This window comes from Lysobacter changpingensis, assembly GCF_017308985.1.
GTDB classification, from domain to species: Bacteria; Pseudomonadota; Gammaproteobacteria; order Xanthomonadales; family Xanthomonadaceae; genus Lysobacter_J; species Lysobacter_J changpingensis.
In genome coordinates, this window is sequence record NZ_JADWPE010000003.1 from 875,002 (window position 1) to 894,011 (window position 19,010).

Sequence of the window (19,010 nt, forward strand, 5' to 3'; positions counted from 1 at the left end):
GTGCTATTGAACGGGCTCTGCCTAGAAGCGGCCTTCCTGGAAATCGACGAAGGCCTGCATGATCTGCTCCTTCGTGTTCATCACGAACGGACCGTAACGCGCGACCGGTTCGCGCAGCGGACGCCCGGCGACGAGGATCGCGCGAAGTCCGCCCTCGCCCGCACGAAAGCGCACCGTGCGCCCACCGACGAGCACGGCGATCTCCTGCGACACGATCGCCCGCGTCGCATCGCCCTCGCCGATGGAACCGGCGCCTTCGAAGGCATACGCGAAGGCGTTGTGGCCTTCGGGCAGGTCGACGTCCCACTCCACGCCGGGTGCGAGTTCGATGTCGAGGTACACCGGATCGGTCGCCGGCTGGCGGATCGGCCCGGCCACGTCGCCGACGCGCCCGGCGATCACCTTCACGCGCACGCCGTCGGCTGGCTGCAGCTGCGGGATGCGGTCGGGCGCGAATTCCTGGTACTGCGGCTGGCTCATCTTCTCCGCCGCGGGCAGGTTCACCCACAGCTGGAAACCGCGCATGCGGCCTTCCTGCTGTTCGGGCATTTCCGAATGCACCAGGCCACGGCCGGCGGTCATCCACTGCACGCTGCCGGGCACGAGCACGCCTTCGTTGCCGTGGTTGTCCTTGTGGCGCATGCGGCCGTCGAGCATGTAGGTGACGGTCTCGAAGCCGCGATGCGGATGGTCCGGGAAGCCGGCGAGGTAATCCTCGGGCTGGTCGGTGCCGAACTCGTCCAGCATCAGGAACGGATCGAGCATCTCCAACTGCGGCGTGCCGATCACGCGCGTCAGGCGCACGCCGGCGCCGTCGGAGGCGGGCATGCCGCGCAGGGTGCGGCCGATGTGGGCGAAGTCGGGGCTATTCATGGGGAACCTCCGGTAACTGCTCACCACAATGTCGTGCCGCAGGCGCCCCGCGGCCAGTGCCGTGGGTGGAACGGTCCATGTTCCAAGCGCCGTGCCCGACAGGCGGAGCTCGGAGCTCGGGGCCCGAGGTTTCTTGCTCAACACGCCGAGCCCGGAGCTCGGGCCGCGAGGCTTTTTGCTCGACGCGCCGAGCCAAGAGCTCGGGACGTGGAGCTTTTTGCTCGAAACGCCGAGCTCGCAGCTCGGGACGCGGAGCTTTTTGCCCGGCACGCCGAGCCCGGAGCTCGGAACGCGGAGCTTTTTGATCGAAGCGCCGAACTCGGAGCTCGGGACGCGAGGCTTTTTGCTCGACGCGCCGAGCTCGCTGCTTCGCAGCTTCACCCTCCCCAACCCTCCCCTGCGCGCAGGGGAAGGAGAAGGAAGCGACGTCATCCATCACCACCCGATGCCGATGCCCGCGCCGGCCGACTGCTCGCTCCCGCTGAACGCCGCGCCCAGCGAGACCGACACGTTTGGCTTCAGCTGGCGCTGGTAGCCGACCGCGAGCGCCTCCTGCCCCTCCGCATAGCCGGCGCCCACGGACACGCGGTTCGTCGTCTGGATGTTCGCCGCGCTGGACGCCATGTGGACCATCGCGGCGTTCATCGCGCCGTGGCGGTTGATGCGACGGTCGGTCTGGCGGAACTGGTCGTCCACCTGGCCGCGCAGGTCCTCGATGGCCTGCATCGGCACCGCGACGATTTCGGTGACGCGCTGGTCGGTGTAGGCGTTTGCCTGGTTGAGCGTCGTCACGGACTGCGCCTGCATCTGCCGCACGTTCACCGCGTCGGTGCCGGACGCGCCATCGGCGACGTTCGCCACCTGGCGCTCCGCACCGGCCGCGCCGACGGACACCGTGTTCGCGCGATCGGCCACCGAGTTGGCACCGAGCGCGACGCTGTTGGGCGCATTCGCCTGCGCGTTGCTGCCGGCGGCTACCGAATTGCTGCCGCTCGCGCTCGCCGGCGCGGCGTCCTGCGCGGTGAAGCGCGCATCACTGGCGCCACCCTGCGCGTCGAGGAACTGCAGGGCCGATGCGACGTCGTTGAACACGTTGCCGCCGAGCACGAACTGAGGCGCCAGCAGCACGCCGCCGTTCACCAGCGAACTGTCGCCGACGAGCGCGCCGCTCACGCTGGAAAGTGCGCCGTACAGCTGGCCGCCGTTGATCGCCTCGGTGCTGCCCGCGGCGACAAGCCCGGCGCCCAGGTTCACGATGCGGTTTGGTCCCGCGCCCAGATGGTTCGCACTGAACGCTCCGGCGCCCGCGTCCCACAGCAACGCATCGCCCGCGGACACCTGGACCGCACGAAGTTGCGCGACGTTGACCGCATCGGTGTCCGCACTGCCGGCGGCGACGTGCGTCAGCTTGCGACTGCCCGACGGATTGCCGATCGACACTTCGCCGACGGAGGTCTGCGGCGCGGCCAGCGCGAACGCGGCGTATCCGGTCTGCGCGCCGACGCTGGTCATCGACGCCAGTCCGAGCGCGACCGATCCGTCGTGCACGACCTGCGCGCTCGCGCCGAGCGCCAGGCTGCCGATGCCCAACGCCTGCGCGGCAGACCCCAGCGCGATCGCCGATTCCTGGTCCGCGAAGGCATCGCGCCCGATCGCCACGCCAGCGAAGGCGTCCAGGCCGACGCGCGAACGCAGGCCGACGGCGATGCCCTGGTCCGCCACGGCGATCGCCTCGTGCCCCATGGCGACGCTGTCGTCGCCGTTGGCGATCGCCACGTGCCCCACTGCGACGGAACTGGCGCCGGAGGCCAGCGTGTTCGCCCCAAGCGCGCTCGCGCCGCCCGCGTTGGCGATGGCGTTGAAACCCGCGGCAAGCGAGAGCGTCGCCAGCGCCTGCGCCTGCGTGCCGAGCGCCACGGCGTTGTCCGCGCCGGCGGTCGCGCCGGTGCCGCAGACGAACGCGCCGGTGCCGACGGCAATCACCGTCTGTCCGGTAGGACCGTTGCACGCTTCCTGCGCCCGGACGCGGTCCGGGAGGCAGGTTCCGGCGCAGGCCGCAAGCAGGACGAGGCACTTCACGGCCGGTCGCAGTGGACGCGGCGATGCGGTTCGAAGGCGGATCATGGCGCGCTCCCGAGGCAATCGGCGCCGACGGATGGCGGCGTCGCCGAACCCCTGCGCGCGCGCATCACCACGCGATCACGCGCCTGACGTTCGAGCGGGCTGAGCTTTACGCCTGCGCCCGTTCAATGCCGATGAAGGACGCTCGCCCAGCTCGTGTCATCGCCGCGACGCGAGCCCGTTCGTGGGTCAGCTTATCTACGGGTAATGCGCCAGCAACGATGAATGCGCGCGTCGCGTTCGAAATCCGGCGGGATCGTGCGGGCGCTGACGTCCTCGACCTTCGCAAAGGTTTCAACGCTCGCCTCGTCGAGGCGGAACCGGCGGAAGTTGTTCGAGAAATACAGCACGCCGCCGTCGGCCAGGCGCTCCACCGCCGCGCGCAGCAGGCGCACGTGCTGCCCCTGCACGTCGAAGTCCTGCGCGCGCTTGGAGTTGGAGAACGTCGGCGGGTCGCAGAAGATCAGGTCGTACTGGTGCGTGTCCGCTTCCAGCCACGTCAGCGCGTCGGCCTGCACGAGCCGATGGCGCGTGCCGCCGATGTCGTTCTCGCGCAGGTTGTCGGCGCACCATTCCAGGTACGTGGCCGACAGGTCGACCGTCGTGGTCAGTCGCGCGCCGCCGACGGCCGCGTGCACGGTCGCCGCGCCCGTGTAACCGAACAGGTTGAGGAAACGCGTGTCGTGCGCTTCCTCAGCGATGCGCAGGCGCATCGGGCGATGGTCGAGGAACAGGCCGGTGTCGAGGTAATCGAACAGGTTCACGCGCAGCAGGACGTCGCCTTCGCGCACGGTGACGAATTCGCCGCGCGAATCCATCGCGCCGTACTTGCTGCCGCCCTTGCCGCGTGCCCGCGTCTTCAGCGCCACGTTCTCGCGCGGCACGTTGAATACGTTGCGCGCGGCGGCCAGCAGTTCGTTGAGGCGACGACGCTGGACGTTCTCCGGAATCTCCTGCGGCGCGGCGTATTCCTGCACGTGCAGGAAGGTGCGCGGGGTCTGCTCGTGGGTCGTGTAGACGTCGATCGCCGCAGCGTATTCGGGAATGTCGGCATCGTACGCGCGATAGCACGTGACGCCTTCGCGTTCGCGCCAGCGCTTGAGCTTGTGCAGGTTCTTGCGCAGGCGGTTGGCGACCATCTGTGCGCCTTCCGACAGCGTGGGCGCCACTTCCGCGCCGGTGTCGTCGGTACGACGACGCTGCGCCGGCGCGATGGGATCGCACACGATCAGCGTGCATTCGATCGCGCCGTTGAACACCTGGTACTTCTTCTGCGCGCGCAGCCCGGTGGCGAACGCGAGTTCCGCATCGCCGCACAACAGGCTCGCGCGCCACTGCGGCGTCGCGCGCTTCAGCGCATCGCCGAGCGCCCGATACAGCGCGGGATCGGCGGCGAGGCGCGCGTCGTAAGGCGGATTGCAGACGACCAGGCCGTTGCGTGCGTCTTCGCCTTGCGCGCCCGGCGCATGGTCCAGCGAACGGATGTCGCCGACGTGGAAATCGATGAGCCCGGCCAGACCGGCCAGCACCGCGTTGTCCTGTGCCGCGCGGATCGCGTGCGGGTCGGTGTCGCGGCCGAAGAACGCCCCGCGCAGCGAATTCATGCCGGCCGCTTCGCGCTTGCGCGCGTCGTCCAGCATCGTGCTCCACGCAGCGGTGTCGAAACCTGGCCAGCGCGTCGGCACATCGTGGCCGTGTCGCTGCAATCCCGGTGCGACGTCGGCGGCCATCAGCGCGCCTTCGATCAGCAGCGTGCCGCTGCCGCACATCGGATCCAGCAGCGATCCACCTTCTGCGTACACCTTCGTCCACTGCCCGCGCATCAGCACGGCGGCGGCGAGGTTCTCCTTCAGCGGTGCCTCGCCCTGCTTCGTGCGCCAGCCACGACGGTGCATCGGACCGCCGGACAGGTCGATCGACACGATCGCGCGACCCTTGCGCAGCACGAGGTTCACGCGCAGGCCGGGCGATTCGACGTCGACGTCCGGACGCGTGCCGGTCTTGCCGCGCATCACGTCGACGATGGCGTCCTTGACGCGCTGCGCGGCGTAGCGTGCGTGCGTGATCGCCTCGCCCGAGACGTGCGCGTCCACCGCGACCGTGTCGCCCTGCGCGAGGTGCCGCGTCCAGTCGATCGCGGCGACGCCGGCGTAGAGCGCGTGTTCGTCGGGGCAGTCGAACTCGCCGATGGGCCACAGCACGCGGCTGGCCAGGCGCGACCACAGCACGGCGCGCTGCGCGTCGGCGAGCGTGCCCTCGGCGTTGACGCCGGCGATGGCCGCGGTGGCGCGCGCGCAGCCGAGCGCGGCCAGCTCGTCGGCGAGCAGGTATTCCAGGCCTTTGCCGCAGCTGGCGAAGAACTTCATGTGCATGTTGCTCAGAGCGAGGCGAGCAGCGCGGCGAAGGCCTCGGCGCTCGCTTCGACATGGTTGGAAAGGCGGTGACTGTCGTCCACCAGCAGCAGCCGTGCACTGCGCGCGTACGCCCAGGCGACGACTTCGGCCGGCGCGATGAGTTCGTCGTTCCACCCGTGGATGATCGAGGTCGGCACGTTCGCGGCGGTCAGGCGCGGCGCCTCGCCCATGCGTACCGGCGGTGCCATCAGGAACAGGCCGAGCGTGGGCACCTTCAGCGACACGAGGCCGGAGATGTACGCGCCCAGGCTCGAACCGGCCAGCACCACCGGCCCACGCGTCGCGGCGGCCTGCGCCAGGCGGAGGAGGCGTTCGACGCGCGCGGGCACGTCGCCGAGTTCGCTCACTTCGCGCTTCGCATCCAGGTCGGTGTAGTCGGGGCGCTCGTGGGTCCAGCCCAGCCGCTGCGCCGCGTCGGCGAGCGCGGCGACCTTGGTGGCGTCCGGGCCGCTCTCGAAGCCGTGGGAAAGGATGCAGTGTCCGGGTGCGTTCATTCGTTGGAGTCTGGTTCGTGGATCGCGACGACCGCGTCGCCGCGGCGGATCGTGCCGCCCTGCAGGATGCGCGCGCACAGGCCACCGTGCCCACGCATCGCATTGAAACCGCCGGGGCCGAGCGCGGCTTCCATGCGCGAGCATGGATCGCATGGGTCGGTGCCTTCCAGCACGACCTCGCCGACGCGGAACCGCCGGCCCTTCAACGCCACCAGCGGGATGCCGGAGACGACGAGGTTCCGGCGCAGCATCGCCGGCGGCACGGACGTGTGGCCCGACAACGCGGCGATCACCGGCAGGTGTTCGGCCTGGATCAGCGTGATGCCGCGCTTGCCGCTGCCGCCGGCGTAGCGGTCGCCGACGAGGCCGGCGCCGGTTTCAGCCACCACTTCCGTCACTTCGTCCATCGCGACGTCGCGTTTCGGTCGCAGGCCGATCCATTCCACCGCGCCGGTTTGCGGCAGCGTGGCCATCAGCTTGCCCAGCTCGGAGTCGGGCGGCGGGAGTTTCATGGGCGGTTCCGTCCGGGGGTCGGACCGCGACGGGCGCGGGCGGGAAGTTGCCCAGCGGAGGCTGGGGCGCCGCGCATGGCGCGCGGGAGGCGAATGGTAGCATCCGGCCCCATGTCGCCCGCCCCTTCTGCCCCGCCCATCGCCTTCGATCCGCTGCCCTACCAGGAACGGCTGGAGGCGCGATCGCTGGACCAGATCGACCTCGTCGTCATCCACTGCACGGAACTTCCCGACCTCGCGATGGCGCGGCGCTTCGGCGAGGAAGAGCTGTACGAAGGTTCGCGCACCGGCAACAGCGGCCACTACTACATCGATCGCGACGGCAGCGTGCACCAGTACGTCGCGCTCGACCGCATCGCCCATCACGTGCGCGGGCACAACACGCGGGCGGTCGGCATCGAGCTGGTGAACCGCGGGCGGTATCCGGACTGGCTGGCGGCATCGCGCCAGGCGATGGACGAGGCGTATACGGCCGCGCAGATCGAAGCACTGATCGCGCTGCTGCGTTGGCTGGAAGGCGAGCTGCCGTCGCTGCGCTCGATCGCGGGGCACGAGGACTTGGATACGACGCAGGTGCGCGCGACCGACGATCCGGATGTGCTGGTGCATCGCAAGCGCGATCCGGGGCCGATGTTTCCGTGGGAGCGGGTGATGGGGGCGGTGGGGTTGCGACGGGTGCCGTAGCGATCCTTCGCTGCGAATGACGGAGCCTTTGTCGCCCGGGTAAGCAGCCTTTGTAGCCCGGGTAAGCGAAGCGCACCCGGGGAACCGCAGCGCCTCCCGGGCGTGCTTCGCTTACCCCGGCGACAACCCGCTGGCGTTGCCCGTCATTGCAGCGGGGGCTCGAACCCGTTTTGACTTTCCCCCTGCGCGCGAGTCGTCAAGCCACCGCGGGTGCGCGCGTGATCGCACGCCCCGGCCCTCACCCCAACCCCTCTCGCGGCGGAGAGGGGCCCAGGCACCCGCAAAAAAGCCGACCAACCCCCCCGGGTATACTTCCGTCCCGCCTCCGACAAAGCCTGCGCATGACCTCGCCCGCCAACGAGCAAGTCGTTCACGAACTGGTCGAACTGCTCTCGCTGGAGCGGCTGGAGGACAACCTCTTCCGCGGGCAGAGCCGCGACATCGGCACCAAGTACGTGTTCGGCGGGCAGGTGCTCGGGCAGGCGCTCTCGGCCGCGCAGGCGACGATGCAGGTCCCGCGCGCGGCGCATTCGCTGCACGCCTATTTCCTGCGCGCCGGCGACATCGCCGCGCCGATCGTCTACCAGATCGACCGCACCCGCGACGGCGGCAGCTTCTCGGTGCGGCGCATCACCGCGATCCAGCACGGCGAGGTGATCTTCTTCATGGCCGCCTCGTTCCAGCAGGACGAGGACGGCGGCGAGCACCAGCTCTCCATGCCCGAGGTGCCCAAGCCCGAGGACATCGATCCCGCGCCGGCCGTGCCGGAGCACGTGATGGCGACGCTGCCGATCAAGATCCAGCGCTGGCTTTCGCGCAGGGGGCCGTTCGAGTTCCGCCACGTCTACCCGCGCGACGAACTCAACCCGCCCAAGCGCCCGCCGTACCAGCAGTTCTGGTTCCGCCTGACCGAACGCGTCGGCGATGCACCGGAACTGCACCGTGCCCTGCTCGCCTACGCGTCGGATTTCCACCTGCTGGGCACGGCGACCTTCCCGCACGGCATCAGCTATTACCAGCCGAACGTGCAGATGGCTTCGCTGGACCATGCGCTGTGGTTCCATCGTCCCTTCCGCGCCGACGACTGGCTGCTCTACTCCATCGACAGCCCCAGCGTGCAGGGCAGCCGCGGCCTGGCGCGCGGGCAGATCTTCGACCGCGCCGGGCACCTGGTCGCCAGCACCGCGCAGGAAGGCCTGATCCGCGTGGTGAAGGACGCGGCCGCGGCGGGGCACGTGCCGGCGAAGGAGTGATCGGCGCCGGGATTCGTGAACGCCACGACGCCTCGCTTCCGCACCGGCGACAACGCACGTAGGACCCACGCCATGCTCTTGCGAATCCCCCATCCCGAATCCCGAATCCCGCGCCCATGAGACAGGTCTTCTCCAGCCAGCGCCTCGAAAACGTCGAATCCGTCGCGCAGATGCTGCGCGATGCGGACATCGAGGTGCGCATCACCAACGGGCGTTCGTACAAGGGCGGACGCCGCGGCACCTTCAGCTACAGCGACGAAGGCGGTCCGAAGCCGGCGGTGTGGGTGGTGCGCTCGGACGACACGGTCAAGGCGCGCGAGATCCTGCGCGAGGCCGGGCTGCTGGAAACCACGCGCGAGAGTTTCGCCGGGCCGAGTTTCCGCCTGAATTCCGACGAGACGCCGGCACGCAGGAAGGCCCAGTCGCGCGCGCTGCGCATCAAGCTGGTGCTGATGGCGGGCATCGTGGTCGTCGGCGGGCTGGCGATCATGAACGCGCTGAAGACCGACATTCCGACCGAAGCGCTGAAGACGCATCCGCTCGACGGCACGCCCGCGCAGATCCCGCAGCCGCTGGCGGCGGCGGTGTTCGCGCAGGAACTGCCGAAGACGCGCATCGGCGTGGTGTGCCTGTCGATCGACGGCCAGGATGCGTCGCCGGAACTGATCCAGGCGATGCAGCCGCTGGTGCTGGAACCGCGGCGGCGCGAACTGGTGCCGGCTTCGCAATGCGTGCGCAATCCGGATGACGAGGTCGGCAGCCGCCACCGTGCGAGCGGCAAGCCCGCGCTGCTCGCGGACGTGCACGCGTTCCGCCCGCAGTCGCGCGACGACCAGGGCCGCGTGACCGGCGTGCTGGAATTCACCGCGTACCACCACCGGCTGTCGGGGTCGTACAAGACGCTGGAAGTGAAGCAGGCGGAAAGCGGGTGGCAGGTGGCGCGGACGTTGAAGCACGTGGCCATGTGATGCTTCGGCGAACGCGGGAGTTGGGCTGTTCTCGGCGTTTGAAGGCATAAGCGCATTGCGGACGCGAGCGTGGTCGCTCGCGCCGCCTGCAACAGAACGACTCAGCGCTTGCGCGGCGCCAGATCCGCACGGGTGAGGAAGCCGTCGCGATCTTCGTCCATGAAGGCGAACGCCTTCTCCAGGCGCGGCATCTTCTCGCTGACTTCCACGCGGCTGAGCTTGCCGTCCTTGTTGAGGTCGGCGCTCGCGAAACGCTCTTCCGCGCGCTTGGCGCGTTCGGCTTCGTGCTGCGGACGCATGCGCTCGTGGTACTTCGTCAGCTCGCTGCGGACGATGTAGCCGTCGCGGTTCGCGTCGATGTCGGCGAACTTCTCGTTGATGAAGCGCAGCGAGCCCGCTTCGGTGCGGCTGATGCGGCCGTCGCCATCGGCGTCGGCCTTCACGATGTGGCCGTAACCGCCGCCGTGGCCGCCATGACGGCCGCCATGGCCCTTGCGATGCGGGCGTTCGGATTGGTCGAGCTTGCCGTCGCGGTTCTTGTCGAGCTGGTCGAAGGACGACGCCAGGCGCGGATGCGCGGCGGCTTCGGTGCGGTCGATGACGCCATCGTTGTTGGCGTCGATCTTCACGCGCGTGGCGCCGCCCTGCGGTGCGGCGATGGCAGCGCCGGCGACGGTCGCGGCGACGGCGGTGGCGAGCAGGACGGACAGGGTGGTGCGAGTCATGGAATGGCTCCTGGGAGCGGCACCGGGCGGCGCCGATGTCCAGTCAACGCGCACCGCATCGCCCGGTTGACGTCGTGCCGGCCGCGTTCAGTCGGGCGACAGCGTTGCCCTCACGTGCGGCAGCGCTATGCTGCGTGCATGGGCACCGAACCGCAGGACAGCGACGACCTGCGCCTGTTCCACACGGGCGAACACGCATGCGGCTACTGGCCGGAGCGTGCCGCGCGCGACCTGGTGCTCGACCCGCGCGATCCGCGCCTGCGCCACTGGTATCCGCACGCGCTGAGCTGGGGCTTCCGCCGCTCCGGCGACATCGTCTACCGCCCGCATTGCGCCGGCTGCCGCGCCTGCGTGGCGGTGCGCATCCCGGTGGACCGCTTCGTGCCCGACCGCAGCCAGCGCCGCTGCCTGGCGCGCAACGCATCGGTCGAAATGCGCGTGCTGCCGGCGCATCGCACCGGCGAACAGCTCGCGCTGTACCGGCGTTACCTCGCCTCGCGCCACGCCGGCGGCGGCATGGACGGCCACGGCGCGGCGGAGTTCGACCAGTTCCTGATCGGCAGCTGGAGCGAAGGCCGTTTCCTCGAACTGCGCGATCCCTCGCAGCAGGGCCCCGGCAAGCTGCTCGCGGTCGCGGTCACCGATTGCACCGATGTGTCGCTGTCGGCCGTCTACACCTTCTACGATCCCGACGAAGCCGGGCGCGGGCTGGGCACGCTGGCGATCCTCCGGCAGATCGAATGGGCGCGCCGCGAACGCCGCCGCCACGTGTACCTGGGCTACTGGATCGACGGCCACCCGAAGATGGACTACAAGCGGCGCTTCCGTCCGCTGGAAGCCTTCGACGGCCGCCAATGGCACGACCTGCCCTGAGCGCCACGCACCCGATCGCCCGCATCGCGTCGCCACGCGCTGTCATCCGGCTGGCGCGCACGCGTGACAGAATCGCGCGATGTCCAGACTCCCCCTCTTCCTCGCCGCGCCGCTGGCGCTTCTCCTCACCGCCTGCGTGCAGGTCAACGTCAAGGGCGATCCCGATGCGTGGGCGCGTGCGATGAGCGACGACGCGACGCTGCGCGTGGCGACGTACAACACCTCGCTCTACGACGACGACACCGGCGGACTCGTCCGCCGCCTCGAATCGGGCGACGGCGGCGCGCGCAAGATCGCCGCCGTGCTGCAGCGCGTGCGTCCGGACCTGGTGCTGCTCAACGAATTCGATTTCGATCCCGACGGCCGCGCGGCCGATCTGTTCCAGCGGCATTACCTGGAAATCGCGCAGCCCGGCGGCGGCGATCCGCTGCGCTATCCGTATCGCTACTTCGCGCCGGTGAACACCGGGGTGCCGAGCGGCCTGGACCTCGACCGCAACGGCACGGCCGGCGGCGACGGCCGCGATCGCGGCAACGACGCGTGGGGTTATGGCCTGCATCCCGGCCAGTACGGGATGCTGGTGCTGTCGAAGTTCCCGATCGACGCCGGGCAGGTGCGCACGTTCCAACTGCTCAAGTGGAGCGCCCTGCCCGGCGCGCGCCAGCCGATCGATCCGCGGACGAACGCGCCGTGGTATCCGGCGGAGATCTGGTCGCAGTTGCGGCTCTCGTCGAAATCGCACTGGGACGTGCCGGTGCGCACGCCGGCGGGCGTGGTGCACTTCCTCGTCTCGCATCCGACGCCGCCGGTGTTCGACGGCCCCGAGGATCGCAACGGTGCGCGCAATGCGGACGAAATCCGGTTGTGGTCGGAATACCTTTCGCCCGGCGACAAGCCCTGGCTGTGCGACGACCGCGGCCGTTGCGGCGGTCTCGCCGGGGATGCGCGCTTCGTGATCGCGGGCGATCTGAACAACGACCCGGTCGACGGCGACGGTCGTCATGAAGCGATCGTCGAACTGCTCGAGCACCCGCGCGTGCTGCGCCATCCGACGCCGCGCAGCGACGGCGCGGTGGAGACGACGGCGAAGTACACCGCATCCGGCCTCGCGCATCGCGGCGCGCCCGCGCACGCGACCGGCGACTTCGGCCCGAAGGCGGGCACGATGCGGCTGGATTACGTGCTGCCGTCGGTGGGCTTCGCGTGGAAGGACAGCGGCGTGTTCTGGCCGGCATCTTCGTCGGCGGACGCGGCGATCGCCGATGGCAGCGACCATCACCTGGTGTGGGTGGATCTGGCGGCGTCGCGGGCGGCGGAGTAATCACGCGATCTGTTCGTTGGTTCGCGCGGGTGTTGCTGGCCCGGCTGTTGTAGCCCGGGTAAGCGAAGCGCACCGCGCCCCGGTGCAATCGGCGTCCGATTACGATGAACGCGCCGCAGCGCGCTGCATCCTCAAACTGCAACCTTCCTTTTGGCTTGGTCGCGTCGGAACCCGGCTGCGCTTCGCTTACCCGGGCTACAAGAGCATCGCCATCGTCGCGATGACGAGCAACAACCTCACCCTTCCGGCGTCCCCGGCAGCTTCCCGGTCACCGGCGGCACCGCATCCGCCACCGGCCTGGCGAACTCCACCGGCATCGACACCGGCTGCGCCGATGCCAGCGGCGCGGGTGGCAGCGCGGACGTGCCCGGCTCCGGTGCGTACACGCGCGGACCGAAACCGAACACCGCATCGCTGCGCGCCGACACGATCATGCGGACCATGCCTGTCGGAATCATCAGCTCGATCTCGACATCCTGGCCCTCCGCGGTGCGGCCCTGCAGCGTCATCTCGATCAGCGCGCCGCCGGTGTCGATCGCGCCGCACAACACGTGCGGGCCGTGCGGGCCGTCGTGCAGGTAGGGGCGAATGGCTTCGCCCAGGATCTCCAGCGCCTGCGGGTACAGGAACACCGCGTAACCCAGGAAACGATCGTGCTTGGCGTCCTCGACCATGGCGACCTCAGCGCAGTTCGATGGTGAGCGCGGCGGCGGCATCGCGGGCGCGTTCGCGCGCCGCGTCGATGTCCCCGCCCAGCGCGAGCGTCACGGCGACCCGGCGATGTCCTTCCACGCGCGGCTTGCCGAACAGGCGAAGCTGCGTGTCGGCCTGCGCCAGCGCGGCATCCACGCCGGAGAACACCGGCACGCCATGCCCCTGCGCGAGCACCGCGCACGACGCGGCCGGCCCGTACTGCCGGACCGACGGGATCGGCAGGCCGAGGATCGCGCGCGCGTGCAGCGCGAATTCGCTCAGGTCCTGCGAGATCAGCGTGACCAGCCCGGTGTCGTGCGGTCGCGGCGAGACTTCGCTGAACCACACCTCGTCGCCCTTCACGAACAGTTCGACGCCGAACACGCCCCAGCCGCCGAGGTCCTCGGTGATCGCACGCGCGATCTCCTGCGAACGCTCCAGCGCGCGCGGCGACATCGCCTGCGGCTGCCAGCTTTCGCGATAGTCGCCGTCGCGCTGCAGGTGGCCGATCGGCGCGCAGAACGTGGTGCCGCCGGCGTGGCGCACGGTCAGCAGGGTGATTTCGTAATCGAAGTCGATGAAACCTTCCACGATCACGCGCCCCGCGCCGGCGCGACCGCCGGTCTGCGCGTAGTTCCATGCAGCATCGATGTCGGCCTCCGAACGCACCAGGCTCTGGCCCTTGCCGGAGGACGACATCACCGGCTTCACCACGCAGGGAATGCCGACGTCGGCCACGGCGGCGCGGTAGTCCTCCAGCGTGTCGACGAAGCGGTACTTCGACGTCGGCAGGCCCAGCGTTTCGGCGGCGAGGCGGCGGATGCCCTCGCGGTCCATCGTGAGGCGCGCCGCGCGGGCGGTCGGAATCACGCGCACGTCGCTGCCGCGCGCTTCGAATTCGCGTTCCAGCTCGACCAGCGTCTGCGTGTGGATCGCCTCGATCTCCGGCACGATCAGGTGCGGGCGTTCCAGCGCGACCAGCGCGCGCACGGCGGCGCCGTCGAGCATGTCCAGCACGTGGCTGCGATGCGCGACCTGCATCGCCGGCGCGTCGGCGTAACGGTCGGCGGCGATGACCTCGGCGCCGAAGCGCTGCAGCTCGATCGCCACTTCCTTGCCCAGTTCGCCCGAGCCGAGCAGGAGCACGCGGAAACCGTGCGGGGACAAGGGCGTGCCGAGCGTGACCATGCGCGATCCTGGAACGTGGGGAAGAAGACCGCCAGTGTACCGGCGGCGGCTCGTCGCCGGCCTGCGGGCCGCACATCGTGCGGGCCGATGCGACCGATGCGGGCTGTCGGCGCGCGGTATCGGCATGCGATCCTTGCCCCGATGCCCGGCCCCCACCCGCGCCTGCTGATCCAATGGATGGTCGTCGCGCTCGCGATGGCCGTTTCGGCGTGTTCGCGCGAAGCGCAGCCGCCGCCCGCACCCGAACACGGCACGCGCCTGGCCGGTGTGCTCCTCGACCCGCAGATGGACGAGATCAGCGGCCTGGCCGCCTCGCGCCGCCATCGTGACGTGCTGTGGATGCACGACGACGGCGGCAACCCCGAACGCCTGTTCGCGGTCAGCACCAACGGCACGCGCCTGGCGACGTTGCGCGTGGAAGGCGTCACCAAGACCGACTGGGAAGACATCGCCGCCTTCGAACTGGACGGCAAGGCGTACCTGCTGATCGCCGACACCGGCGACAACGGCGGTCTGCGGCGCAGCCTGCAACTGCACGTGATCGAGGAGCCGGAGAAGCTCGAGAACGCGCGCCTGCGCCCGGCGTGGTCGATCGCCTTCCGCTGGCCCGACGGCCCGCGCGACTGCGAGGCCGTCGCCGTCGATGCCGAACGCGGGCAGGTGCTGCTGGTGTCGAAGAAGCGCCAGCCGCCGGAGCTGTTCTCGCTGCCGCTGCAACCGTCCGGCACCGCGTTGCAGACGGCGCAGCGGCTCGGCGCGCTGGCCGGCGTGCCGCGCGCATCGCCCGAAGCACTGCGCCGCAATCCGCAGCGCGCGCGGCTGGACAGCCAGGTCACGGCGGCCGACATCTCGCCCGACCATCGCACGATGGCCGTCATGACCTACCGCTGGCTGCTGCTCTACCCGCGCCTGGGCGAGGAAGGCTGGGGCGACGCCGTGTCGCGCGCGCCGCGCTTCGCCCCCCTGCCCTGGTTGCCGCAGGCCGAGGCGCTCGGCTGGAGCGCCGACGGCACCGCGCTGTACGCCACGGGCGAATTCATTCCGGCGCCGCTTTACCGGATCGTGCCCTGAAGCGAGGAACGCGTCGGGCGGAACGGGAAACGAGCGGGAGCAACCCTCTTCCCTGTCGCCGCCCCTCCGGCAGCGCCTGGAGGCCGGATTCCGCGGACTGGTTTCCCGTTCCTCTCTCCAAGTTCCTCTTCTTTCAGGCCGCTCATCGGCCGGCTCCGCGTCCCGATTGCGCAACCTGATATCTTTCTGATATCAAACCTCCACCGACGAATGGAGGTCGCCGCGATGAAAGAGAATCCGCTCCACTCCCTGCCCGGGATCCCGATCCTGCTGGTGCTGCTCGCACTGATCCTGGTCGCCGGCTGGTTGCTGCTGTCCGGCCTGGGCGTCGCCAGCGGCGACGGTTCGGGCGCGCGCGTTGCCGGCGCGCTCGCGCTGGGACTGGCGAGCTTCGTCGCGCTGTTCGGCCTGTACATGGTCGAGCCGAACAAGGCCGCGGTGCTGAGCCTGTTCGGCAAGTACGTCGGCACGGTCAAGGAGAACGGCCTGCGCTGGAACAACCCCTTTCTCGCCAAGAAGAAGGTGAGCCAGCGCGTGCGCAACTTCGAAAGCGGCAAGCTGAAGGTCAACGAGCTCGACGGCAGCCCGATCGAAATCGCCGCGGTCATCGTCTGGCAGGTCGTGGACAGCGCCGAGGCCGTCTACAACGTCGACGATTACGAAAGCTTCGTGCACATCCAGTCCGAATCGGCGCTGCGGGCGATGGCCACCAGCTATCCGTACGACCAGCACGAGGAAGGCCAGCTCGCGCTGCGCAGCCATGCGGCGGAAATCAGCCAGCACCTGCAGGACGAACTGGCCGAACGCCTCGCCGACGCCGGCGTGCGCGTGATCGACGCGCGCATCAGCCATCTCGCCTACGCACCGGAAATCGCCCAGGCGATGCTGCAGCGCCAGCAGGCGAATGCGATCATCGCCGCGCGCACGCGGATCGTCGCCGGTGCGGTCGGCATGGTCGAGATGGCGTTGGCGGAACTGCAGAAGAACGGCGTGGTGAACCTGGACGAGGAGCGCAAGGCGCACATGGTCAGCAACCTGCTGGTGGTGCTGTGCGGCGAGCGCTCGACCCAGCCGATCGTCAACGCCGGCACGCTGTACTGAGGCGACGATGGGCGATTACGTCATTGCGGTGATCCTCGCGATCAGCAGCCTGCCCGCGTTCGTCGCCGCCGCACTCATGTCGCGCGGCCGTCCGCGCGGCGCGCCGGCGCCGCCGCTGGCGCGGGTGATGCGCCTGGTCGGCGTGGCGATCCTCGCCGGCGCGCTCGGCCTGGTGTGGGCGGGCGACAACGAAACGCGGCGACTGGCGGTGATCGTGGCGATGGTGGTGGCCGTCAACGGGCTCGGGCTGGTGCTGCTGTTCAAGCTCGGCCGCGGTCGCCCCGGGCCGCGCTGACGGAGGCCGGGTGAGCGAGAAGAAAGGCTATCCGCTGCGCATCAACGCCGAGGTGCTGTCCGCCGCGCAGCGCTGGGCCGACGACGAACTGCGCAGCCTCAACGCGCAGATCGAATACGTGCTGCGCGACGCGCTGCGCAAGGCCGGGCGGTTGCCGGGGCATACTCCACATCCCGCATCCGACGAGGAATCGACGTGACCCAGTGGACGTACCAGGTGTTGGAAATCGTGCCGCGCATGATCGGCCCGGCCGTCAGCGAACGGCTGCAGGAGGAACTCAACCGCCTCGGCGAGGAGGGCTGGGAGCTGGTCAGCGTGATGCCGATAACGCCGTTCGACCATCTGCGCGCGGTGCTGAAGCGGCCGGCGTGATCGGCGCGGCTGCATCGCCGCCGCCTCCCGGCTAACCTGTCCCGCATGCGCGGCCTCGTCCCCCACAAAACGGCGTTGATCAACACCTCCCGGATCGAGATCTGGCCGGGCGGCCTGCTGCGCGCACGCAGCAACTTCGACGCACGCGCGCTCGCGCGCGCCCGCCACGTGCTGCGGCGCAAGCGCGACGGCCAATACCTCGCCGCGGATCTGCCCGAAGGCCTGCTCGCGCTGGTGCCCAGGCTGCGCGGCGAGCCGGGCCTGGACGACGCCCTCGACCGTCTCGACGCCGCGCCGGCGCATCGCCGCGCCGGGCTCGAACACGTCCACGAACTCCCGCTCGACCGGCTCGAGGAACGGCTCGAGCAGCTCGGCCTCGACCACGCCTACGCCAAGCGCACCGGCCTGTCGCTCGTCGCCGAGCCCGACTGGCTCGCCTTCGCCGGCTTCGATCGCTACGGCCGTCCGCTGTGGCTGCACGTGGATGCGGCGCGCGCGTGGTCGCACCTGCGCGAAGGCGCGCTGCGCGACGGCGTGGTGCTGGAGGCGATCTCCGGTTATCGCAGCCACGATTACCAGCTCGGCATTTTCGAACGCAAGCGCGCGCGCGGACTGGGGGTGGAGGAGATCCTCACCGTCAACGCCGCCCCTGGCTACAGCGAGCACCATTCCGGCCTCGCGCTCGACATCGGCGCGCCGGACGAACCGCCCGCCGAGGAGTCCTTCGAACGCACGCACGCCTTCGCCTGGCTGCGCGACAACGCCGCCGGCTACGGCTTCGTCATGAGCTATCCGCGCGACAACCCGCACGGCATCGTGTACGAGCCGTGGCATTGGGCGTATCGCGGACGCTGATCGTTTTCCGGCGCCTGCGCGCGGCCCACACCGCTATTCGCGATCCAGCGTGATGCGCACGCCCGCGGCGGTCTTCTGCGTGATCGTCAGGTCGAAGTCGGCGCCACCGTAGTGCTTCTTCAGCAGCACGTCCTCGCCGTCGTCGATCTCGATCCTGTATCTGTCGCCGAGGCGCGCGCGCAGGGTGTCGCGGATCAGGCGGGCGATGTGGTTCTCGCGGGCGTCCTTGGGCACCTGCACGGCGATGTCGACCGGCGCGGCGTCGGTCGGTGCGACGCGGAAGACCACGACGCCGTCGCTGTCGGCGTCGCTGCTGACCTGGATGCGCCACTTGTTCGACGGTGCCGCCAGCGCGAGCGCGGGGCACGCCAGGATCAACACGGCGAGCGACAGGGCGCGGATGAAGCCGGAGCGTTGGAGCGATCGCATGACGAACCTCCTCGGAGCGACGGCGCGGCGGCCGTCCACGTCGCGAATCTAGGCACGGGGCGCGTCACGCCGGCGTCGCGGCCGGCCGGACATCAGTCCTGGGAACGCTTCGTCGACTCCTTCGCCGCCGCCGCGAAGTCCGCGATCCGCCACAGGTACAGGCTGGCGTAGGTCCGGTACGGGCCCCAGCGCTCGCCGGCTTCGGCCAGCGCCCTGGGGGTGGGCATGTCCTCCAGGGCGTCCACGCGCTGGGCGCCCTTGCGGATGCCGAGGTCGTCGGTGGGCAGCACGTCGGGCCGGCCGAGGCGGAACATCAGCATCATCTCGACCGTCCAGCGGCCGATGCCCCGCACCGGCACCAGCGCCTGCACGATGGCGTCGTTGTCCATGACGCTCATGCGGCGAAGGTCGGGGATCTCGCCCCTCGCCTCGCGCGCGGCGAGGTCGCGCAGCGCGAGCGTCTTGTTGCCGGACACACCACACGCGCGCAGGCCCGCGTCGTCGATGCGCGCGAGCGTGTCGGCGTGGAAACGCGTGGCGCCGATCGCCGTTTCGACGCGGCCGACGATCGTCGCCGCCGCCTTGCCGCTGAGCTGCTGGTAGAGGATCGCGCGCGCGAGCGCATCGACCGGATCGAATGGCTTGCGCCAACGCGGATCGGGCTCGATCGGGCCGATCTTCTTCATCCAGCGCGCGAGCCTGCGGTCGCGTCTGACCAGGTGCGCGTGCGCGGCGCCGGTGTCGAATCCTCGCGAGAAACGCGGCACG

Annotated in this window: 21 protein-coding genes; 11 read left to right on the forward strand and 10 right to left on the reverse strand. The window is 70.0% G+C overall.

Translation table 11 applies throughout. The annotated features are described in order from the left end of the window. Positions 1-21 precede the first annotated feature (21 nt). From I4U41_RS10940 to I4U41_RS10960, 5 genes are all read right to left on the reverse strand, one after another. Positions 22-873: a pirin family protein gene (locus tag I4U41_RS10940; RefSeq protein WP_206861145.1), complete on the reverse strand. Its 852-nt coding sequence runs from the start codon at positions 871-873 to the stop codon at positions 22-24. Between the two features lie 435 nt (positions 874-1,308). Then, positions 1,309-2,856: a YadA-like family protein gene (locus I4U41_RS18485; RefSeq protein WP_206861146.1), complete on the reverse strand. Its 1,548-nt coding sequence runs from the start codon at positions 2,854-2,856 to the stop codon at positions 1,309-1,311. Between the two features lie 332 nt (positions 2,857-3,188). Then, positions 3,189-5,360: a bifunctional 23S rRNA (guanine(2069)-N(7))-methyltransferase RlmK/23S rRNA (guanine(2445)-N(2))-methyltransferase RlmL gene (rlmKL, locus tag I4U41_RS10950; protein ID WP_206861147.1), complete on the reverse strand. Its 2,172-nt coding sequence runs from the start codon at positions 5,358-5,360 to the stop codon at positions 3,189-3,191. Between the two features lie 11 nt (positions 5,361-5,371). After that, complete coding sequence (locus tag I4U41_RS10955) at positions 5,372-5,902, reverse strand: hypothetical protein (protein ID WP_206861148.1); 531 nt, start codon at positions 5,900-5,902, stop codon at positions 5,372-5,374. After that, positions 5,899-6,414: an MOSC domain-containing protein gene (locus I4U41_RS10960; protein WP_206861149.1), complete on the reverse strand. Its 516-nt coding sequence runs from the start codon at positions 6,412-6,414 to the stop codon at positions 5,899-5,901. Before I4U41_RS10960 ends, I4U41_RS10955 begins: the two co-directional genes overlap by 4 nt. 111 nt (positions 6,415-6,525) lie before the next feature. Here I4U41_RS10960 and I4U41_RS10965 point away from each other — a divergent pair, with 111 nt between their 5' ends. The 3 genes from I4U41_RS10965 (at position 6,526) to I4U41_RS10975 (ending at position 9,319) form a co-directional block, all read left to right on the forward strand. Continuing rightward, positions 6,526-7,098 (forward strand): N-acetylmuramoyl-L-alanine amidase, encoded by a 573-nt coding sequence (locus tag I4U41_RS10965; RefSeq protein ID WP_206861150.1) that lies wholly within the window; start codon positions 6,526-6,528, stop codon positions 7,096-7,098. A 341-nt stretch (positions 7,099-7,439) separates the two neighbouring features. Further along, complete coding sequence (gene tesB, locus I4U41_RS10970) at positions 7,440-8,351, forward strand: acyl-CoA thioesterase II (protein ID WP_206861151.1); 912 nt, start codon at positions 7,440-7,442, stop codon at positions 8,349-8,351. Between the two features lie 116 nt (positions 8,352-8,467). Then, positions 8,468-9,319, forward strand: a complete 852-nt coding sequence (locus tag I4U41_RS10975) for a hypothetical protein (protein ID WP_206861152.1) — start codon at positions 8,468-8,470, stop codon at positions 9,317-9,319. Positions 9,320-9,420: 101 nt separating this feature from the next. Here I4U41_RS10975 and I4U41_RS10980 read toward each other — a convergent pair whose 3' ends face one another. Beyond that, positions 9,421-10,044 carry an EF-hand domain-containing protein gene (locus I4U41_RS10980; RefSeq protein ID WP_206861153.1) on the reverse strand — a complete coding sequence of 208 codons (624 nt, stop codon included), beginning with the start codon at positions 10,042-10,044 and terminating at the stop codon, positions 9,421-9,423. Positions 10,045-10,182: 138 nt separating this feature from the next. Between I4U41_RS10980 and I4U41_RS10985 the strand changes: the two genes are divergently transcribed. Then, the gene (locus I4U41_RS10985) at positions 10,183-10,917 is read left to right on the forward strand and encodes an arginyltransferase (protein WP_242525122.1); all 735 of its coding nucleotides are present in this window, start codon (positions 10,183-10,185) and stop codon (positions 10,915-10,917) included. A 79-nt stretch (positions 10,918-10,996) separates the two neighbouring features. After that, a complete protein-coding gene (locus tag I4U41_RS10990; RefSeq protein WP_206861155.1) occupies positions 10,997-12,238 on the forward strand; it encodes an endonuclease/exonuclease/phosphatase family protein in 1,242 nt (413 codons plus the stop codon). Positions 12,239-12,474: 236 nt separating this feature from the next. On the opposite strand, the gene I4U41_RS10995 is transcribed toward I4U41_RS10990, so the two are convergent. Further along, positions 12,475-12,912, reverse strand: a complete 438-nt coding sequence (locus I4U41_RS10995; protein ID WP_206861156.1) for a hypothetical protein — start codon at positions 12,910-12,912, stop codon at positions 12,475-12,477. A gap of 7 nt (positions 12,913-12,919) precedes the next feature. Beyond that, positions 12,920-14,119 carry a formate-dependent phosphoribosylglycinamide formyltransferase gene (gene purT / locus I4U41_RS11000; protein WP_206861157.1) on the reverse strand — a complete coding sequence of 400 codons (1,200 nt, stop codon included), beginning with the start codon at positions 14,117-14,119 and terminating at the stop codon, positions 12,920-12,922. A gap of 141 nt (positions 14,120-14,260) precedes the next feature. Between purT and I4U41_RS11005 the strand changes: the two genes are divergently transcribed. From I4U41_RS11005 to I4U41_RS11030, 6 genes are all read left to right on the forward strand, one after another. Further along, positions 14,261-15,190 (forward strand): SdiA-regulated/phytase-like domain-containing protein, encoded by a 930-nt coding sequence (locus I4U41_RS11005; protein WP_206861158.1) that lies wholly within the window; start codon positions 14,261-14,263, stop codon positions 15,188-15,190. Between the two features lie 225 nt (positions 15,191-15,415). Further along, entirely contained in the window at positions 15,416-16,291 is an 876-nt protein-coding gene (locus I4U41_RS11010; protein WP_206861159.1) for an SPFH domain-containing protein, read from the forward strand. A gap of 7 nt (positions 16,292-16,298) precedes the next feature. Then, on the forward strand, positions 16,299-16,586 hold the full coding sequence (locus I4U41_RS11015) for a hypothetical protein (RefSeq protein ID WP_206861160.1): 288 nt from the start codon (positions 16,299-16,301) through the stop codon (positions 16,584-16,586). A 10-nt stretch (positions 16,587-16,596) separates the two neighbouring features. Then, entirely contained in the window at positions 16,597-16,785 is a 189-nt protein-coding gene (locus I4U41_RS11020) for an Arc family DNA binding domain-containing protein (protein WP_206861161.1), read from the forward strand. Next, positions 16,782-16,958 (forward strand): DUF4177 domain-containing protein, encoded by a 177-nt coding sequence (locus I4U41_RS11025; protein ID WP_320415179.1) that lies wholly within the window; start codon positions 16,782-16,784, stop codon positions 16,956-16,958. Before I4U41_RS11020 ends, I4U41_RS11025 begins: the two co-directional genes overlap by 4 nt. Before the next feature lie 45 nt (positions 16,959-17,003). Beyond that, positions 17,004-17,813: a M15 family metallopeptidase gene (locus tag I4U41_RS11030; RefSeq protein ID WP_206861162.1), complete on the forward strand. Its 810-nt coding sequence runs from the start codon at positions 17,004-17,006 to the stop codon at positions 17,811-17,813. A 33-nt stretch (positions 17,814-17,846) separates the two neighbouring features. Here I4U41_RS11030 and I4U41_RS11035 read toward each other — a convergent pair whose 3' ends face one another. Beyond that, a complete protein-coding gene (locus I4U41_RS11035; RefSeq protein ID WP_206861163.1) occupies positions 17,847-18,242 on the reverse strand; it encodes a hypothetical protein in 396 nt (131 codons plus the stop codon). A 92-nt stretch (positions 18,243-18,334) separates the two neighbouring features. Next, positions 18,335-19,009 (reverse strand): DNA glycosylase family protein, encoded by a 675-nt coding sequence (locus I4U41_RS11040; protein WP_206861164.1) that lies wholly within the window; start codon positions 19,007-19,009, stop codon positions 18,335-18,337. Position 19,010 lies beyond the last annotated feature (1 nt).